We start from the raw sequence: 18,168 nt of genomic DNA on the forward strand, positions 1-18,168 counted from the left end.
TGGTATGGAGACAAGTCTTAAACTCTATGGTTATTGGCGATCGTCTGCCGCCTATCGCGTGAGGATCTGCTTAAACCTGAAGCAGCTCCGCTATGAAAACCACTCGATTCATTTAGTGAAAAATGGCGGAGAGCAGCATCTCGCGCATTATCATGCTCTGAACCCCAATGAGCTGGTGCCCGTGTTGGTGGATGGGGATCTGGTACTCAATCAGTCATTGGCTATCATTCAGTATCTCGATGATAACTATTCATCGACTCAAGTGATTCCGTCTATGGGGCCACTCAAGTATCAAGCGTTGGCGTTGGCGCAAGACATCGCGATTGATGTCCATCCTCTGAATAATCTTCGGGTCCTGCAGTATCTTGAAGGCAGTTTGGAGGTGGATGAAGAGCAAAAACGTTTGTGGGTGCATCATTGGATTCATATGGGTTTTAAAGCGGTGGAAGAGAAGCTATTGACTCACCGTAAACACTATGGCGAGTGTGTTTTTAGCGTCAGTTCTAGTCCAAGTATCGTCGATATATGTTTGGTCCCTCAGGTGTATAACGCGCTCCGTTTTGGCGTAAACATGACACCGTATCCAACCATCAATGCCGTCGTCGCCGCTTGTAATCAACTGCCCGCATTCGATCTCGCTAAGCCCGAAAATCAGCCTGACGCTCAACTTTGAATTTACAGGTGGCGTTGTGATTCCTTGTTGGTAGATATGTCAATTCGGGACTACATTTACTTGCAAGGGATCACAATTAGGGGGCGTTATGTTCCGTTCAATTCTGTTTCTTATTACTTGCCTACTCGCGACAACCAGCCTAGCTAAGTCCGATCTACAAGCAATAACCTATCTCACCGAAGAGTACCCACCTTATAACTTCACTGAAGAGGGGGAACTTCGTGGTATTGCGGTTGATCTTCTGGTGGCTGCAAGCGCTATAGCCATGCAGCCGGTCACCAAAGAAGATATTTCAGTCCAACCATGGGCGAGGGCATATCGCTCGGCGCTTATTGATAAACACACAGTGCTGTTTTCCATGACCAGAACCAAACTGCGTGAAAATCTGTTTAATTGGGTCGGACCTATCAGTTCAACCAGAATTGTTGTTATGGCTAAGAAAGATGCTCAGATAGTTATTAACCGCTCCAGCGATTTGGTCCAATATCGCATTGGTGTGATTCGTGACGATGTTGGTGAGCAGCTATTGCTGGAGTTAGGGGTGCCAAGAAACTCAATGCAAGAGAGCTCATACGCATCAACCCTTGCGGAGCAGCTATATAAAGGGCGAATTGATTTATGGGCATACGAAGAAAATGTCGCAAGCTGGTGGATTTCTAAAGCAGGCTTTAACTCGAATGAATTTGAAGCCGTTTACGTGTTGCAAGAAGGAGAGCTCTATTATGCCTTTAACAAGGACGTAAGTGGAGATTCCGTGCGTATGCTGCAACAAGCAATTGATGTGCTCAAGAAAACGGCAAGTGATGGTACCCAGCAGACCTTGTATCAAGCGATCATCGCTAAATATCGATAATAGGAGAGTATGTCACTCATCTGCTACTTCGTGAAAAGCAGACGGGTGACATAAAGAAAATGACCTATTATCGCATCATCAACAGTTCGATGAGTTCATTCTCTGTGCTAGGTTCCCGAGAGAGCTTAATCTCTTCTGAACTGCCGCCCTTTAACATATAGGCGGTAGTGCCACAGTGGTCATAGTGATACCACTTACCGTCGATACACACATCGGTGTAACAGCTTGGGTCTTGTTTCAACTCCATGGATATTTCCTTACTTCCGTGTTGGCTTTGTATTAACATTTCATTAACTAGCTACTTGACTCTAGTCAGCGTTGAACGCGATTGAGTTGATCTAAATCAATTTGAAACGTGAACTCTACCAAAGTAGTAGCATCGACGCGTGCCACTGACGGGTTTTCTCTTGTCATCCAGTTGGTTTACACATAGTGTATTTGGCAATTAAAGCTATGTTTTGAGTGACATTACCCAGATGACTGAGATTTTTATCATTGTTGTGCTGCTGATTTTGTTTTTCTTCATCATTCAGAAGTATGTGGTTAAACAAGATGACACTAAGGATTATGCGTATCGCTCGAAAGGCTCGGTGCTTAAAGGGCATGAAGTGGCATTCTTCAATGCATTGAAAACCGCGATTGGCGAGCATGGCGTAGTCTTTGCCAAAGTGAGCATGGCCAATGTCGTTGCCCCAAAAGACATTAACAGTAAAAAACAATTGTTTATCGCCAGCAATCGTATCTCACGTATGTACTTTGACTATGTTATCTGCGACCCGCGCACGTTTGAGCCACGTGTGATTATTGAGTTGGATAACGGAAAAGAGCTCAACAAAGTGAAAGTCGAGCGGGAAAAATTACTGATGCAAGTGTGCAAAACGGCCAATATTCCGTTGATTGGCACCTCAGTGAAACACAGTTATCAAGTGGGGCGACTAAGACGCTTACTTGCCGCGCATATTGATCTTATTGAACCAGATAAGGAAGTGCGTTTCTGTAAGAAATGTGGCAGCCCGATGGTGATTAAAATTGCCTCACAAGGAGAGTTTAAAGGGCGGCGTTTCTTTACTTGTAGTCGACAACCCAATTGCACATACACAGAAAATTACAACGTCGTCTTTGATGTCGAAGAAGATGATTGATTTGCTTGCTACCTAATAACCGAAAAAGTCCTATATTTTAAAGAAGCGATAAATAGAGGACAGGTTATGAGATGGTTTGCTGTGATATCACTGTTTTTTAGTTTCTCAATTTTTGCTGCCCAGCCTAATGCGATTACTTTGGTACTTCCCACCCAACTCGACGGCAGCCATCTCTTCTACCACGAGTTGTTACGCCAATCCCTAGAGGGCATCGGCGTTAAGCTCAACATAGAAACACCGTTTGAACATATCCCGCAAAAGCGTTTGGTGAAAATGGTGGAAAACAATCAACTATCCGTGATGTGGCTATTGCAGACCAAAGAACGGGATCAGCAATACACTTATATTGATTCCCCAGTAACCAATGGTTTGATTGGTCAGAGAGTCTTGTTGATCCCCAAAGGTGCACAAGCACAATATGATGCAATTAATAGCCTCGATGACTTGAGAAAAAGTGGTTTAACGGCAGGACTCGGTTACGCTTGGTATGATTCTGCTGTTTGGCGATACAACGATCTCGCTTTCTATCAGCAGGACGGTGAGTGGCGAATGCTTTATGACAAGCTATCAAGCGACGGTCCAATCAACTATTTTCCTCGCGGTGTCAATGAAGTGATGGCTGAGTCTCGTCTCAATCCACATCTTGACATTGAACAGCATCTGTTACTCATTTATCACCGTGATTTTCGTTTCTATTTAAGTGAGGAAGCGAAGGAGCACAAATCTGTTATTGAGAAAGCACTACGGCAGGCGGATAAGTCAGGGTTGCTAAAACGGTTAATTGACCAATACTGGGCTACAGAAATTCATCAGTTGAAGCTGAAAGAGCGTAAGGTTATTGAACTTGCTACGCCTTAAAATGTGAATTAGATCATATCACTGTCGATTAATCAGGCTAAAAACAGAGCAAAAAGATTAGGAATAGAGCAAACGGTATGAAAAGGGCAAAAATCTACTTGCGCCATACCGCTTCACTGGGTAATATCCTCCTCGTTCTCAAGGAATGCGTCCGTAGCTCAGTTGGTTAGAGTATCGCCTTGACATGGCGGGGGTCGGTGGTTCGAGTCCACTCGGACGCACCATTCAAACGAATGGTTAGTCGAGAACAGTGCGTAAAGCGTCCATAGCTCAGTTGGTTAGAGTACTACCTTGACATGGTAGGGGTCGGTGGTTCGAGTCCACTTGGACGCACCATATTCGTTCTTCTAGAACAAACGCAAAGCCCGCTCATCTGAGCGGGCTTTGTTGTTTCTGTCATTGGTCATTGGTCATTTGTATTGGTGACTGGGCGCAGAAATCTTTCACACGAGTATTAGTCCCTTTGTACAACCACCAGATTTCTACCTTGAGATTTCGCGGTATACAGCGCTTGGTCAGCACGTTTGATCAAATCATCAATCCCATCTCTTGGGAGTAACTCCGTTAAACCGATACTCAGCGTTAGGCCTCTACCTGACAGTGTTGTCAATTTTTTAAGTTCGATGGCTTGGCGGATCACTTCGGCAAGTCTCTGTGCTTGCAAAAGATCATAGTTGTTCAAAACCACGAGAAATTCTTCTCCACCGTAGCGAAAAGCCAGATGTTCAGTCGGAAGAAGCGATTGAATCTCTTCAGCGCAACGTTTCAAAATGTTGTCGCCCTCTAAATGGCCGTAAGTGTCATTGATCAACTTAAAATGGTCGATATCAAGCATGAGTACCGAAAGTGGTTGCTGCGATTTTTGCGAGGTGTGAACGAGCTGTGGCAGTTGTTGTTCAAGGCCGTGGCGATTAAAGAAACCAGTGAGATTATCTGTTAAAGACATTTCCTGTAGCGAGGAGATCAAGCGCTCGTTAATCAACCAAACTAACCCAAAGGTGGTGATGGCGATATTGAGTGTGCCAAATAAGTAGGACATTTGTAGAACAAAAATACTCGCATTTGAGCCGTTAAAATAGTCTTCCTCTGGCCAAATGAAGAAGTAGCTCGCTCGAATCAACTCGGTCGTTCCGACAATGCTGAAGGAAGCGACTATGATATTGACTGGCAGGCGGGAGTCGCTAGCAGCACCTTTCCAAACGTTATACGCCGTCATGTAAAGTGTGAGTGATAAGAAGGTGGCGATAACAACGATACGTGCGCTGATGGAAGGTTCTACGTAAGTAAAATAGGCGAAACCCAGCGTCAGGGGAAAAAGAAGGAAGAAGGAAAATTGCGCAAAGCGATTTGTCGACTTTCGAAACTGGCTGTAACCGTAGAGAAAGCATGAGAAACCAGCGCTCATTAAAACATTGGCGACCATAATAGAGACAAAGTCGGGTATGAACTCCCGTAACGCGACCAATATTGTCGAAGAGCCTACGAGCAAGAGCGCCAAAACGAAGGTCAGCAAATTATACTGTTTAATGTGTGCACGGCTAAAAAGCGCAAGCCCAGCGCCATAAGATAAGCAAATACACGATGTGATAATACACAGTGTTCTAAGGTCGAGTGTAAAAGCCATTATCTTTAAACTAATTTCCTTTAGTGCAGTGATTAGATTCTATGTTATCGCTGTGTTAGCAGCAAGTTTCCACCAAACGGGTTGACTTCGATTTCCATTAACTTGGTCTTTCTGTTGATTAATTGTTCGATATGTCGAAGGTGTGAACAATTTGTGTGTTAGATCGTTAGCCTAGGACTATAACAAGATAGTTTGTTTTTATGCATTAAGTTTTATGTGTTTGTTTTAAAACTATAATGTGCTTTATTTTTTACCAATATGCACGACAAGAGCCAAATGAGAGTGGGAAGCTTCCTAAGGGGATAAATCTAAAATTTTCTTTATCTACCGAGGGGATAAAAAAAAGAAAACGATTTCATTCTTTTTGTTAAAAACACTTGTTCTTTTCTAGGAACCAAGTATAGTGTTGCTCAGCTCTTACAAAGAGTGCATGTGTTAGATTAAGTAAAAGTTCCTTCTCAGTTAGTTCTCGATATACCTCGTTAAACCTGCGTAAACTTTCTCTCGATAGACCATTCATGCACTAGTAACAGCTAGAAATGTTTAATGTAAATTTTTAATAGAGGTCACTATGTCTGGTAAAATGACAGGTACAGTTAAATGGTTCAACGAGACTAAAGGTTTTGGTTTTATTTCTCAAGACAACGGCGGCAAAGATGTATTCGTACACTTCCGTGCAATCGTTTCTGAAGGTTTCAAAACTCTTGCTGAAGGCCAAAAAGTAAGCTTCAACGTTGAAGACGGTCAAAAAGGCCCACAAGCTTCTAACGTAACTGTTATCTAAGCTTGTTTTACTTGTGGTGATACCACGAGAAGAATATTTAAGCGGGCGCTCGAAAGAGCGCCCGTTTTTCGTTGATGTTAAAGAAATCTTTTTAAAGGATTTTTAAGCGAGAGCAGAAGTGAACCCGATTGTTGTCAGTGTTGGCTTGTTAATTTGCAGCAATGTATTTATGACATTTGCTTGGTATGCGCATCTTAAAGAGTTGAACAACAAACCTTGGATTATTGCCGCTTTGGTGAGTTGGGGGATTGCGCTTTTTGAATACCTTCTCCAAGTACCCGCGAACCGCATTGGATACACGGCACTCAATGTAGGCCAGCTTAAAATTCTACAAGAAGTGATTACCTTGATGGTTTTTGTACCGTTCTCTGTGTTCTATTTACGTGAACCACTGAAACTAGATTACCTGTGGGCTGGTTTGTGTTTAGTTGGCGCCGTCTATTTTGCGTTTCGCAGTAAATTTTCATAAAAAAGCCCCCTAGCGAGTATGTCAGCTAAGGGGCTTTGAGTGCAAGTTTGGTAACCGATTCGATTAGATATCGAAGCGATCCGCGTTCATTACTTTAGTCCAAGCGGCCACAAAGTCTTTCACGAACTTCTCTTTGTTGTCATCTTGAGCGTACACTTCAGCGTAAGCACGCAAGATAGAGTTGGAACCAAACACTAAGTCGACACGGGTAGCTGTCCATTTCACGTTGCCACTGTTACGCTCGACGATATCGTAAGAGTTGCGACCGGTTGGCTTCCAGGTGTAACGCATGTCTGTCAAGTTCACAAAGAAGTCATTACTTAATGCGCCAACATTATCGGTAAACACACCATGCTTAGTATCGCCATGGTTTGTACCGAGTACGCGTAGCCCACCAATCAATACCGTCATCTCTGGTGCTGTTAAGCCAAGCAGTTGAGCACGATCCAGCAGCAACTCTTCAGGGTTGACCGCATAGTGTTGTTTCTGCCAGTTGCGGAATCCATCAGCAATTGGTTCAAGGACGTCGAAAGATTCCACATCGGTCTGCTCGATGGTGGCATCGCCGCGACCTGCTGCAAATGGAACAGTGATTGCAATACCAGCGGCTTTCGCGGCTTGCTCAACACCCACATTACCTGCAAGCACGATGGTGTCTGCCACACTGATGTTGAACTCAGAGGAAATTGCTTCAAGGACATTAAGCACTTTCGCGAGTTTTTCTGGTTCGTTGCCTAGCCAATCTTTCTGTGGCGCAAGTCGAATACGAGCACCGTTGGCACCACCACGTTTATCTGAGTTGCGGAAGGTGCGTGCGCTATCCCACGCGGTCGAAACCATTTCGCCGATGCTCAAACCACTGGCGATGATTTTCGCTTTCACTGCATCTACGTCGTAGTCTTTACGGCCTGTCGGAACTGGATCTTGCCAAATCAACGTTTCTGCAGGGACATCTGGGCCAAAGTAGCGAGCTTTTGGTCCCATGTCGCGGTGAGTCAGCTTAAACCAGGCGCGAGCGAAGGTTTCAGAGAAGTAAGCGGGATCTTTGTGGAATCGCTCAGAAATCTTACGGTACTCTGGGTCCAGTTTCAGCGCCATATCCGCATCGGTCATGATGGGGTTGTGGCGAATCGTTGGATCTTCCACATCAACTGGTTTGTCTTCCTCTTTGATGTTCACTGGTTCCCATTGCCAAGCACCTGCGGGGCTCTTCTGTAACCACCAATCGTAGCTAAATAGCAGGTGGAAGAAGCCGTTATCCCATTGTGTTGGGTTTGTCGTCCATGCGCCTTCAATACCACTGGTCACCGTGTCGCGACCAATACCGCGTGACTTGTGGTTGTTCCAACCTAGGCCTTGCTCTTCCAAATCCGCACTTTCTGGATCGGCGCCTAAGTTTGCTGCGTTGCCGTTACCGTGTGCTTTACCAACCGTGTGACCACCCGCCGTCAGCGCGACCGTTTCTTCATCGTTCATCCCCATGCGAGCAAAAGTCACACGCATGTCTTTGGCTGTTTTTAGTGGGTCAGGATTACCATCTACACCTTCAGGGTTAACGTAAATAAGGCCCATCATCACAGCAGCAAGCGGATTTTCTAGGTCGCGCTCACCAGAGTAACGGCTGTTTTCTGCACCAGATGGCGCTAACCATTCTTGCTCTGCACCCCAATAAATGTCTTTTTCTGGATGCCAGATGTCTTCACGACCAAAGGCAAAGCCGAAGGTTTTCAGACCCATTGACTCGTACGCCATGTTACCGGCAAGGATCATCAAATCAGCCCAGCTAATTTTGTTGCCGTACTTTTGCTTAATTGGCCAAAGTAGACGTCGCGCTTTATCTAGGTTGGCGTTATCAGGCCAAGAATTCAGCGGAGCAAAACGTTGGTTACCAGTATCCGCACCACCACGGCCATCACCCACACGATAAGAGCCTGCTGAGTGCCACGCCATACGGATCATCAAACCGCCGTAGTGTCCCCAATCTGCTGGCCACCAATCTTGGCTATCAGTCATCAGCGCCTTGAGATCGCGTTTGAGTGCTTCAACATCCAGTTTTTTGAGCTCTTCACGGTAACTGAAATCGGCACCCATTGGGTTGGATTTACGGTCATGTTGATGAAGGATGTCGAGATTGAGGGCTTTAGGCCACCAAGCGACATTGGATGAATTTGAAGAAGTGGCGCCGCCATGCATTACTGGGCATTGGCCGCTGGTGTGGGTAGGTTTCTGTTCCATTTGTTGCTCCTTGTCGGTCGCATTATTCTAGGTGAGGTCTGCAACGTTGAGTGATGTGGTGACGACTATTTCAGCACCTGTTGACACTAATCTTATGCCTCAAATGGGGGTTTATCTAATTCGTTGTCTCTATTTGATTAATAGGTGAAAACAAGAAAATAGAAGCTCACATCAACCATCTCTAACATACAGATACCCATGTTAAAGTTATGGTTTTACTGAGTGGGAGCGATTAATACTACTGTTTGATCTCGTAAATCGAGACCAGATCACGTTTGCCGTTTTTTGTTCTGTAAAAATAAATGCACCCAATGAATGTGGGTGCATTTACAGGTTAATCGCGATTGATGTTGTATTGATTTGGTGATTATAAAAAACGTTCTGGATAGTCCGAAAAAATGGCGTCTACTTTATCGAGATAGCGAAACTTATCCGGTTGATTGAGGGTGTAACACCAGATTTGATACCCGCCCGTTTTTAAATCGCGAATGTGTTTTTCTGTGATCCAGCGGTAGTTGAGGTTACAGCTGAATGCGTTGACTTCCTTGAGCACTTGGCGGTCTCGTTGAGACAATCGCTCACTGAGCACGCCGAGCTTGTAACCAGGACAGTGCTGATGAAGCTGTAAGATGATGTCGTGACTAAAACTCGAGAGCAGAATTTTATCGGCGGTCAGGGGGCTTCTATCCAAAAGGTTTTTCAGATTCAAAGCCACTTTAGCCACATCGTGGTTGTCGACTTTCACTTCGATATTGAGCCCTAAATCGTATTCAGCAGCGAGTTTGAGTAGGGATTCTAGGGTCATAATCGTCTCGCCAGTAAACTGCTCGTTGAACCATCCCCCAAAATCAAACGCTTGAAGCGCTTTCAAATCATAAGCATCGACACGGCCTTTGCCGTTACTGCAGCGATCGATCGTATGATCGTGGCAGACAACCAACACGTTATCCTTGGTCGGCTGCACATCAATTTCAACCCAGCTCAGGCCAAGGTCAATAGCCGCTTGTACACTCACTTGGGTATTTTCAGGGTAAGAACCAGCCACACCACGGTGGCCGACAATCATTGGAGGCATTGGGTTTCCTTAATTCAATCACACCTCATCGAGAAGGGATGAGCGTAACTTGCTGATCCTGACACAGCTGAAAAAACGCGGGTGTGATTTCATCCACAAAAAGCTGTTCCATTTCAGTTGGTTGATCGTTAAAAACACACTATCGCTGAAAAAGGTTTCAAACACCATCTTAATGGACAAACGACACAGAGAGGGGTTTATTTTCCTCGGTGGCGTAGCGTTACCCACGGATAAGATAAGATAGAAAACCATGAAAATTGTAAGATTTAGCACTAAGTGTCATAACATTATAAATGTGATCTTCATTCATAAAATGTCATTGCTAATATAAGGAATATCTTGAAAATGGTACTGATTCTCGAAGTTGATTCATCAGGAAAAGGAAGCGATGTCACTACTAATTGCTACAGCGATGTTGGTTACGGGGTTACTTGGTTACTTCCTTTCTTGTTCTCTTTCTAAGCGCCGTCATCTCCAAGCTCAACTTCAGCAAGTAAACCAGCAGTTAGACAAAACAGCACATCTTGCTCAACACGCTCAATTAGCGAATCGTCAGTTAATCGAAGTGATAAAAAAAGAGCTTCAAATGCTTACGCCGTACATCGTGCACGTACATGGAAAAGAGATAGAACATCGCATCCGTTCACTGTTGTCGCTTGCCAGCCCAGATCAGGTTCTAGATGGTAGTGAGCTTGATTCATTGATCTTATTACAGCCTTGGTTGAAATCGAAACTTGAAGGCTTTCATCAAACCGAGACTAATCACACCATCATTCACGCGAGAGCAATGCCAGCACTTATTTTGCGAACCAATCGCGAGCTACTAGATTCGGCGTTGGTCAAGTGTTGTGAGTTGTTGACAAAACAAGACCAGCAGCAAACTTATCTTTTGGATGCAGAGTTTGGCGCTCATTTTGAACTGCGCTTGGTTAACGAGTCTCCTGCAACGGGCCCACTTACATCATGTCACGATGTTGAGTACCTTTTTCTTGCCAAACGAGTAACCGAAGCAGGTGGCGAATTCGGGATTATCTGCGATGGCAATGCGATCAGCTCCGCTGTCATCAGGATCCCCGCCAATTTACTGCCACTTGAAGTGACCATGCCGCGTCCTGCGATTCATCAACAAGGTATGGCGGACAAAAGCAAACCACAAATCTTGGTTGTTGAAAGCGACCCAGAAATGCTCGAATGGCTGGAATTTCATCTTTCTCCAGAGTTCAGGATCATTTGGTGCCAGAATTTACAAGGTGCTGAGTATGAGTTGGAGCAGGGCAGTCCAGAACTGATTCTGTGTGATTCTCAGCTCGATGATGGTACGGCGATAGATTGGTTGCAGACGTTGCGACATCGGGAAGAGTGCTCAACGATACCCTTTGTCATTTGCAGTATGAACGCCTGTGAACAAAGTCGCCTAGCGGCATGGCAAGCCAGTGCCGATGATTGCGTGCGGAAAAGTATCGAACCTATGATTTTGATCGCGCGGTTAAACGCCCTCATCGAAAACCGACGCATTATTCAGCAAAGAATGCTTAATTTGGCCCTAAATCGTCATAAAATCACCGAAGAGATTGAACTTGATATGGATATCAAGGTGGAGAACACGGTCGATAACGAGTTTGTTGAGCAGTTGAGATTGGTTTTTGACCGATACCTGACCTCTCACGAGCTGACCGTAGAGTTTATGGCTGAACAGTTCCATATGAGCGTGCGCTCTTACCAGAGACGGATACAAGCAGTGTTTGGTATTTCGTACACACAGTATTTGAAACACGTTCAGTTTGAAATTGCCAAAGAAGCGCTTGCGTCTGGCCTGAGCGTAAAAGAAGCCGCGTTTAACGCAGGTTTTCGCGATCAAGCCTACTTTGGTCGAGCGTTTCGTAAAGAGTTTGGTGTAACTCCAACTCAGTATAAAAAGGCATTAAAATCCTCGTAATCCATAAACCTTGTCACCGCTTTCTCGGTGTTGGTGTGTACAAACAACTCTCAAGCCATGCCTTTTGCGTTGGACGATTACGCTGAGGTTTGCTCCACCCAGTCCTGAACTTTGTTTTTACGTTTATGGCTCAACAGTCGATCCAGAACTTGTTTCATACTTTCTTCTGGACGATGTTGTAGGCAGGCTGAGTGTAGCGAGAGGGCTAAACGGCTTCTCGCTTGACGAATGATCTCTTGTTCAAGATCCTGTGCTTGCTCAAAACTGGTATCCGGTAAGACAATGATAAACAGATCACTCACATAGCGCGTCAGCACTGCATTGACGGGCATGATGGCGCTCAATAAATTCGCAAGTTGCTTAAGGCGCATATCGCCAATCGTATAACCATGAATGGCATTGACCGTTTTAAAACCGATCACGTCGATAACAACCAGAGAAAGAGGTGTCTGCTCGGTGCGTGCTGCGACAATGGTTTGAGGAAGTGTTTGAGTTATCGCTTGTCGGTTGAAGCAACCGGTCAGTTCATCGGTATTGGCCAAAGTAGAAATATGCGTCAGCATCTCTTCTCTTTCCGTCACATCTTGAATAGTGATCACTCTGCCCAGTGTCAGTTCAGGTGTTTTGCCAATTGGGTTTTGCTCAAATTTAAGGTACACACCGTTGTCTAACTTCATCACCCTATCGATGGTTGGCCAATTTGCCCCGATGATGGGGAGAGTTTCGATCGACTTACCGATGATCTTAGCGTCAATATCAGGTAAAAATCGTTGAGCGGCTGGGTTAAAGTCAACCACGCGCTCCTCCTCATCAATCACGATATAGCCGTGCTCGACACCATAAAAAATATGCTCTCTGGCGATGGGGGCGATTTTAATAAAATTATAGCGAAACACGCTGATGGAAAACGTCACCACGCAGAAAATAAAACCGAACGCACTTAAATCGAGGCCAAATGGCGTGGTGCCGCTCAAGGTCCATAGGTAGTTCAGCCAAGTGAGGGTAATACCGGACAGAATCATCACGATCTGCGGACGTAGAGCAGGGTGTGCGCTGACCAAACATTGGAAAAACATCAAAATGGAAGCAATCACTGCGACTTGAATATAAACCGCATAGATCCAATACAGCACGCCGAGCTCATAACTAACGACTGAAAGGCCGTTAATGCGCTCCAGCTCAGTGAACGTAAACCCAGTGTGATGATAGCTATTAGTAAGCTGGCCAATCAGTACCAGGATGCTGAATGTATTCAGTGTCACAATCAGCCACAGCGGTGGTGAGGTTCTATTTTTGTAAGCGTAAGCGAAAAGCAATACGAAAGTGGGAATAAACGCCGCGCCAATAAACTCAATATCCAGCCAGAAATTGGCCGTGTCGAGGTCTTTACTAGTGAGCTCAAAGGCGTAACCAAAGGCTTCAATCGCATACGCGAGCAACTGAGCGACAAACCAAATGGTAACTGGTTGGTAGCGAATTCGCAGTGCCGCGATGGCTAAAAGTAAAGAGAGTGCCGAACACAGCAATAAAAACCAGCTAAAAATCGTTAACTCTGTCCACATTCCTTGTGACTCTTTGTATGCCTGTTGGAAAAACAGCCGCAATAATAGTCTCTTGCGGTCTGATTGCATAGTGGTGATGAATGAAACGTTGATCACGAATAATAAAAACAAATTCGGACTTTGATGCCAATCATTCGGACTTTCGCGCCAAAGGACTGTTTATTCTTCGCTATTGCCATTTAACTGCAGTGAATCTAACAACAAACAGTTTGGCAAAGGAACTTCCTCAATGCGAATGACACCATGGGCTCATTGTCTAATCGCCCTTTCTTTTAGCAGTTTTACTGCGGTTGCCCTAGCAGAAAAACACGGTTCTTTTAGTGAAGTATCGATCGGGTTTGAGCGCATCGGATATAGCGAAGAATTAAACGATGTGGGTGGTTTAGGTAAGCTGTCTCAATCGGTAGCGGTGATGAACCCAGCCATTAGGCAGCTTTCTTATACCGGCATTAACGAGCAATGGGGGCTCTATATCCAAAGCGCCAGTACCTTGACCACAGAGATTGAAACGGAGTACTGGGAAGTCGGTGATTTTGGTCGAGTACAACAAAATGCCTTCAAAACCAAAGCCAATGAGCTGGGGCTAAAACTGAGCTACCACCAAACACCACAACTGCAATGGTTGGTCGGTGGTCGCTTCTACACCAACAGTTTTACCCGCTCTAACTTTAAATTTGTTCAACCCGGTGCCGCCAAATTTGACCAAGCACTGATGGATCTGCCGCGAAATCCAGGCGATGAAGTGCCACGTTTTGTGCTTCCTGGGCAAAACACCACCGACGGCACCACACCTCAAGCCAATAACCCTGACCACCTTGTTCCAGTGATCTCTGTGACGGAAGACCACATGGGCTTGATTGCATTGTTTGGTGTTCGTTACGACAGTCAGTTTGACCACCACAATAAAGGGCCTTGGAGTTGGTTCGTGGAAGCGGAAGCGAACGTTGACCTTTATTCACAAACGCAAAACACCCAGTTTGAAACCACAACACTCAGCGACTACTTCAGTGGCTATGGCCTTAACGCAAAAGCGGGTGTTCGATATCAGTTTCTCGACAATCTTTCCGCGATGGCGACGTTGGACAGCTACGTCAAAACCCGTGAAATGCTCGAAGGAACCTTAGAAAGCGGCCAACGCGTGCGTGTTCCGGAAATTACCTACTCAAATGTCGCTGTCGTCGTGGGATTACAGTGGCGCTATTAATCGATGAACACACTAACAACGAAAAATTTGATTGGCTGAGGATGGCAAATGAACAGAAAACCCAAAATTTGGTTACACAGCATATTGCTCTGTATCACGATGATGCTCACCGCATGTGGTGGTGGAGGTAGCGATGGCGGAGCTGGTGGCAACACGGCGGTACCGGTAACAGAACGAATACAAGCTGTGCAGCACAAAGCCATCAGTGTTCAGTTTGATGCACCAAAGAGAATCAACAGTCAGGGCACTTTAGAGGTGGCGCTGAGCGCATTTAGCCAAGAACAAGGGGGCGTGTCGATTGATTGGACACTGCCTCAAGGCTTCCATGTGCTTGAAGGGGACGATGATGATAGTGATTCGAGCATTGTCAAAATCAAAGCGCCGAAAGTGACGAAAGACAGCGTGTTCCAAATTGCGGTCGACATTACCGACAGCGCCAACAACCTCGCGCGTTATGTGCATGAAATTAAAGTGCTACGTAAAGTCTCGACAGTGACGATTACTGGTATGGTGACAGACAGTGTTATCGCCAATGCCAATGTGACCGCAGTATTAAACGGACAAGCGTTGAATACAGTGCAAGCGGATGCGAATGGCCGGTATGTGCTTGAACTCGATACTGACCAATTGAGTGCATTGTCATTGCCAATTGAGCTGCGAGCCAGCGGCGTTGGGGAGCAAGCATTTGTTGAGTTTCGTTCGATTATCCCATCGTTGACCAGCTTGATTGCACAAAGTGGCCAAACTGAGTCGGAGGCTGTGACCATTGACACTTCGGTGGATTTTGGCGTGAACATCACCAATGTCACCAGTGCAGTCAGCTCGTTGATCGCCTCACAAAACCTGCAAAGCGACCAAGATCTCAATCAAGCGCTGCTTTCTATCGATACCCAAGAGGTGTTACGCCGTGCAACATTGATTAAGCTGGTGGTCGATAAACCTGCCGAGTATCAACTACCCAGCGGCGTTGAGAACACATTGGCGTTTATCAACAACTCCGACGCACTGCAAAGTGTGGAAACCCAAGCCACGCAAAGCAACGATTTTGCACAGGTTCAGCAACAAATTCTTCAAGATACGCTATTGGTCAGCGATAACGCTCAATTGTCCGCTGCCGAATACATCGTGCAACTGGCCGAAGAAGCCTTCGTTTTGCAGCTCAATGCCGATGGCACAGGAAACATCTATTCGTTAACGGGCAGTGAGTTAACCTGGACATACGCTAATCGTCTGCACACCATAACGGTTTCCAACCCGGTGGCGACCTACCGAGATACAGAAGGTTGGCTAAAACGGCTGAAAAAAATCGAGTTGCAAGTGGTGAATCAAAGTAATGGTCGCGCCATGGCGAAGATGACACGAGTGTTTGAACGCATTCACAACGCGTCACTGGAGGGCGAGCTGACCTTAACCCAAGACGCCATGGTGATGGACACGCGTCAAACGGTGATGGTGCCATATCAGGAACTGCTTGGTGATTGGCGAGTTGAAGAAGCCATGCCTGTTGCTGAACCGAACGCACCTTTTACGCTGCGTTTTGCTGAGAACGGCATAGCGCTGGACATCGAGGCGCAAGAGCAATCAACTTGGGCTTTACAAAACCATCGCGTACTGTTCTACGACCAGGACCTAGCAAGCAACGATGAACCGAGCCAAATGTGGTTTACTCGTCACTTATCGCCAGAAGGGCAGAGTGAATACCGTTATCTGGTATTAAACAAAGCACATCAAGAGATCTACTACGGTACCTTTTTCAAAGTAAGCGGGTTACCAGTTGAGCCGCCAATTGCACTCCCATTGTCGCAACAGGCGCAAGTGCAAGATCCGCTGTTAGCGCGTTGTTTGGATGCGACCAACGTCACTCACCCTGAAAACTTGATAGAGCTTTACTGTTTAGACTCTCCGCAAGCGTTCACCAGCTTGCAGGGCTTAGCCAACTTCACCAACTTGCAAACAGTGGTGTTGGCCAATGTTCAACTCGCAGAACTGCAAGCGAATGATTTACCGAGTAATCTACAGTCGCTTTACTTGCCTTCATCCCACATTGATAACTTAGCATTGAATGGCTTAATGCAATTAACCACCCTAGAAGTGACAAACTCATCGCTCAACCAAATGGCGATAGACCAACTTACCCAGCTGAAAAGCCTCAACCTATCGAACAACCAACTCTCGACTCTTGATGTTAGTGCGTTGTACGCCTTAGAAAGTTTAAATGTGACAGAAAATCAACTCACAGAACTTGATATCACCAACCTAACGCAGTTGGTGAGCTTGAGAGCTGGCCGCAATCAGCTCAGCCAACTAAACATGATCAACAACACTCTGCTAAAAGAGGTCGAAGCGTGGGATAACCAACTAACCAGCCTTGACGTGGGGCACCTTGGGTTACTGGAGTACCTCATTGTTGGTGGGAATCAGTTGGTCACATTAAATGTGCAAAACAACATTTATTTGAAAAGTTTGGACGTGGCGACAAATAAACTCGTTCAGGTTGATCTCTCCAAACAGCCTCAGCTCGAGTTTTTGAATGTACTGAGCAATCAACTGACGGTTCTAGACCTAACCAACAATGCTCAGTTGTTATCGCTTTATGCAGATTACAACCAATTAAGCGCCATAGATGTTCGCCATTTAAGTGAGTTAAACATACTGAGTATTACAGGCAATCAACTGACCAGTTTGGATGTCACGGGTAACCTCAAGCTCGAAGAGTTGTGGGTAGGCGGCAATCAACTTACCGCGCTAGATGTCTCTCCACTGACTTTGCTCTACTCGCTGACGGTGTCGTTCAATCAGTTAGGGAACTTGGATCTTACAAACAACACCGAGTTGATTAAGTTGACGGCGGAGTCATGTCAATTGACCACGTTAGATCTTTCTTCTCTGCCCTTACTTCAGGAACTCCGAGTTTCTTATAACCAGCTAACGGCCTTAGACCTCAGTCAGAATCCTAAACTGACTTGGTTGGATACCAATGATAACCAATTAGCCACCATTGATACCGCTCATTTGTCTCAACTACTCTCTCTAAATTTGAGTAACAACAAGCTCACGAGTTTAGATGTGAGTAATAACCTCAAGCTGATTCAAATGGTTGTTGAACACAACCAACTCTCTGCGCTCGATGTTCGTGCGCTAGGATCGTTAAATCATTTGAACGTCTCTACTAACCAGCTTACAAGTTTGGATGTCAGCAACAACAGCCAGCTGCAAATGCTCTATGTAAACGACAATAAGCTAGCCAACGTAGACATAAGTCAGTTGGAAAAATTGACGGACTTCCAGATCCATAACAATGGATTGCTGGCTTTGGATGTCAGCATGAACCCACAGTTGGTCAACTTGCAAACTGTAGGGAACCTGCTGACAGAGTTAGACATTCGTCAACTTGGCCAATTGGAATATCTTGATATAGGGGAGAATCAGATTACGGCTATCGATGTAAGCCAAAACACCTTACTAACCTCGTTGAATGCGTCTATTAACGAGTTGACCACGGTGTTAGGTATTGAAGCGCTAAACAAACAAGCGGCGATTTTCTTAACAGACAACCCGTTAAACCAAACCACAAAGGATTACTTAACCAACTTGCAGCAGCAGGGATACAGCTACCTCTATTTCTAACCTAACCAACCGCCCGCTAATGCTGCGGGCGGATGGCGACTTGCCAAAACATTCGCACTATTGTGCCAATCATTAGGACTATCGTGCCAATTTGCTGAACAGCTATTGATGAAGTTGATAATTTCC

The 18,168-nt window shown here is 45.5% G+C and carries 14 protein-coding genes and 2 tRNA genes; 11 read left to right on the forward strand and 5 right to left on the reverse strand.

Annotated features, from left to right (window positions below; translation table 11 throughout):
• Positions 1-4 precede the first annotated feature (4 nt).
• Together maiA and LZU85_RS06100 are read left to right on the forward strand one after the other, a co-directional pair.
• Positions 5-673 carry a maleylacetoacetate isomerase gene (gene maiA, locus LZU85_RS06095; RefSeq protein WP_011080601.1) on the forward strand — a complete coding sequence of 223 codons (669 nt, stop codon included), beginning with the start codon at positions 5-7 and terminating at the stop codon, positions 671-673.
• A 34-nt stretch (positions 674-707) separates the two neighbouring features.
• Positions 708-1,526: a substrate-binding periplasmic protein gene (locus LZU85_RS06100; RefSeq protein ID WP_237286716.1), complete on the forward strand. Its 819-nt coding sequence runs from the start codon at positions 708-710 to the stop codon at positions 1,524-1,526.
• A gap of 67 nt (positions 1,527-1,593) precedes the next feature.
• On the opposite strand, the gene LZU85_RS06105 is transcribed toward LZU85_RS06100, so the two are convergent.
• Complete coding sequence (locus LZU85_RS06105) at positions 1,594-1,773, reverse strand: hypothetical protein (RefSeq protein WP_237286677.1); 180 nt, start codon at positions 1,771-1,773, stop codon at positions 1,594-1,596.
• A gap of 229 nt (positions 1,774-2,002) precedes the next feature.
• Here LZU85_RS06105 and LZU85_RS06110 point away from each other — a divergent pair, with 229 nt between their 5' ends.
• From LZU85_RS06110 to LZU85_RS06125, 4 genes are all read left to right on the forward strand, one after another.
• Positions 2,003-2,668: a DUF2726 domain-containing protein gene (locus tag LZU85_RS06110; protein WP_176297640.1), complete on the forward strand. Its 666-nt coding sequence runs from the start codon at positions 2,003-2,005 to the stop codon at positions 2,666-2,668.
• Positions 2,669-2,734: 66 nt separating this feature from the next.
• Positions 2,735-3,526 carry a type 2 periplasmic-binding domain-containing protein gene (locus LZU85_RS06115; protein WP_176297639.1) on the forward strand — a complete coding sequence of 264 codons (792 nt, stop codon included), beginning with the start codon at positions 2,735-2,737 and terminating at the stop codon, positions 3,524-3,526.
• Positions 3,527-3,673: 147 nt separating this feature from the next.
• Positions 3,674-3,750, forward strand: a tRNA-Val gene (locus LZU85_RS06120).
• 35 nt (positions 3,751-3,785) lie between these two features.
• Positions 3,786-3,862 (forward strand) — tRNA-Val (locus tag LZU85_RS06125).
• 118 nt (positions 3,863-3,980) lie between these two features.
• Here the strand turns inward: LZU85_RS06125 and LZU85_RS06130 are convergent.
• Entirely contained in the window at positions 3,981-4,949 is a 969-nt protein-coding gene (locus LZU85_RS06130; protein WP_237286678.1) for a GGDEF domain-containing protein, read from the reverse strand.
• Positions 4,950-5,721: 772 nt separating this feature from the next.
• Here LZU85_RS06130 and cspE point away from each other — a divergent pair.
• Complete coding sequence (gene cspE / locus LZU85_RS06135) at positions 5,722-5,934, forward strand: transcription antiterminator/RNA stability regulator CspE (RefSeq protein WP_176297637.1); 213 nt, start codon at positions 5,722-5,724, stop codon at positions 5,932-5,934.
• 118 nt (positions 5,935-6,052) lie between these two features.
• Positions 6,053-6,403, forward strand: coding sequence for a DMT family protein (locus LZU85_RS06140; protein WP_011150137.1), 351 nt, complete (start codon positions 6,053-6,055; stop codon positions 6,401-6,403).
• 63 nt (positions 6,404-6,466) lie between these two features.
• On the opposite strand, the gene katG is transcribed toward LZU85_RS06140, so the two are convergent.
• Both katG and LZU85_RS06150 read right to left on the reverse strand, forming a co-directional pair.
• Positions 6,467-8,638 carry a catalase/peroxidase HPI gene (katG, locus tag LZU85_RS06145; protein WP_237286679.1) on the reverse strand — a complete coding sequence of 724 codons (2,172 nt, stop codon included), beginning with the start codon at positions 8,636-8,638 and terminating at the stop codon, positions 6,467-6,469.
• A gap of 367 nt (positions 8,639-9,005) precedes the next feature.
• On the reverse strand, positions 9,006-9,713 hold the full coding sequence (locus tag LZU85_RS06150; RefSeq protein ID WP_237286680.1) for a glycerophosphoryl diester phosphodiesterase: 708 nt from the start codon (positions 9,711-9,713) through the stop codon (positions 9,006-9,008).
• A gap of 388 nt (positions 9,714-10,101) precedes the next feature.
• Between LZU85_RS06150 and LZU85_RS06155 the strand changes: the two genes are divergently transcribed.
• On the forward strand, positions 10,102-11,649 hold the full coding sequence (locus tag LZU85_RS06155) for a response regulator transcription factor (protein ID WP_237286681.1): 1,548 nt from the start codon (positions 10,102-10,104) through the stop codon (positions 11,647-11,649).
• A 77-nt stretch (positions 11,650-11,726) separates the two neighbouring features.
• On the opposite strand, the gene LZU85_RS06160 is transcribed toward LZU85_RS06155, so the two are convergent.
• On the reverse strand, positions 11,727-13,211 hold the full coding sequence (locus tag LZU85_RS06160) for a histidine kinase N-terminal 7TM domain-containing diguanylate cyclase (RefSeq protein WP_237286682.1): 1,485 nt from the start codon (positions 13,209-13,211) through the stop codon (positions 11,727-11,729).
• A 229-nt stretch (positions 13,212-13,440) separates the two neighbouring features.
• Here LZU85_RS06160 and LZU85_RS06165 point away from each other — a divergent pair, with 229 nt between their 5' ends.
• Positions 13,441-14,415, forward strand: a complete 975-nt coding sequence (locus LZU85_RS06165; RefSeq protein ID WP_237286683.1) for a hypothetical protein — start codon at positions 13,441-13,443, stop codon at positions 14,413-14,415.
• Positions 14,416-14,463: 48 nt separating this feature from the next.
• Positions 14,464-18,042: a hypothetical protein gene (locus LZU85_RS06170; RefSeq protein ID WP_237286684.1), complete on the forward strand. Its 3,579-nt coding sequence runs from the start codon at positions 14,464-14,466 to the stop codon at positions 18,040-18,042.
• The last annotated feature ends 126 nt before the right edge of the window (positions 18,043-18,168 follow it).

Source organism: Vibrio floridensis (genome assembly GCF_021852965.1).
Taxonomy (GTDB): Bacteria; Pseudomonadota; Gammaproteobacteria; order Enterobacterales; family Vibrionaceae; genus Vibrio; species Vibrio floridensis.

Coding starts and splice junctions, on each gene's coding strand:
- cspE (WP_176297637.1), top strand. CDS start 5,722: ATGTCTGGTAAAATGACAGGTACAGTTAAATGGTTCAACGAGACTAAA.
- katG (WP_237286679.1), bottom strand. CDS start 8,638: ATGGAACAGAAACCTACCCACACCAGCGGCCAATGCCCAGTAATGCAT.
- LZU85_RS06165 (WP_237286683.1), top strand. CDS start 13,441: ATGCGAATGACACCATGGGCTCATTGTCTAATCGCCCTTTCTTTTAGC.
- LZU85_RS06160 (WP_237286682.1), bottom strand. CDS start 13,211: ATGTGGACAGAGTTAACGATTTTTAGCTGGTTTTTATTGCTGTGTTCG.
- LZU85_RS06115 (WP_176297639.1), top strand. CDS start 2,735: ATGAGATGGTTTGCTGTGATATCACTGTTTTTTAGTTTCTCAATTTTT.
- LZU85_RS06105 (WP_237286677.1), bottom strand. CDS start 1,773: ATGGAGTTGAAACAAGACCCAAGCTGTTACACCGATGTGTGTATCGAC.
- LZU85_RS06110 (WP_176297640.1), top strand. CDS start 2,003: ATGACTGAGATTTTTATCATTGTTGTGCTGCTGATTTTGTTTTTCTTC.
- LZU85_RS06170 (WP_237286684.1), top strand. CDS start 14,464: ATGAACAGAAAACCCAAAATTTGGTTACACAGCATATTGCTCTGTATC.
- LZU85_RS06155 (WP_237286681.1), top strand. CDS start 10,102: ATGTCACTACTAATTGCTACAGCGATGTTGGTTACGGGGTTACTTGGT.
- LZU85_RS06130 (WP_237286678.1), bottom strand. CDS start 4,949: ATGGTCGCCAATGTTTTAATGAGCGCTGGTTTCTCATGCTTTCTCTAC.
- maiA (WP_011080601.1), top strand. CDS start 5: ATGGAGACAAGTCTTAAACTCTATGGTTATTGGCGATCGTCTGCCGCC.
- LZU85_RS06150 (WP_237286680.1), bottom strand. CDS start 9,713: ATGCCTCCAATGATTGTCGGCCACCGTGGTGTGGCTGGTTCTTACCCT.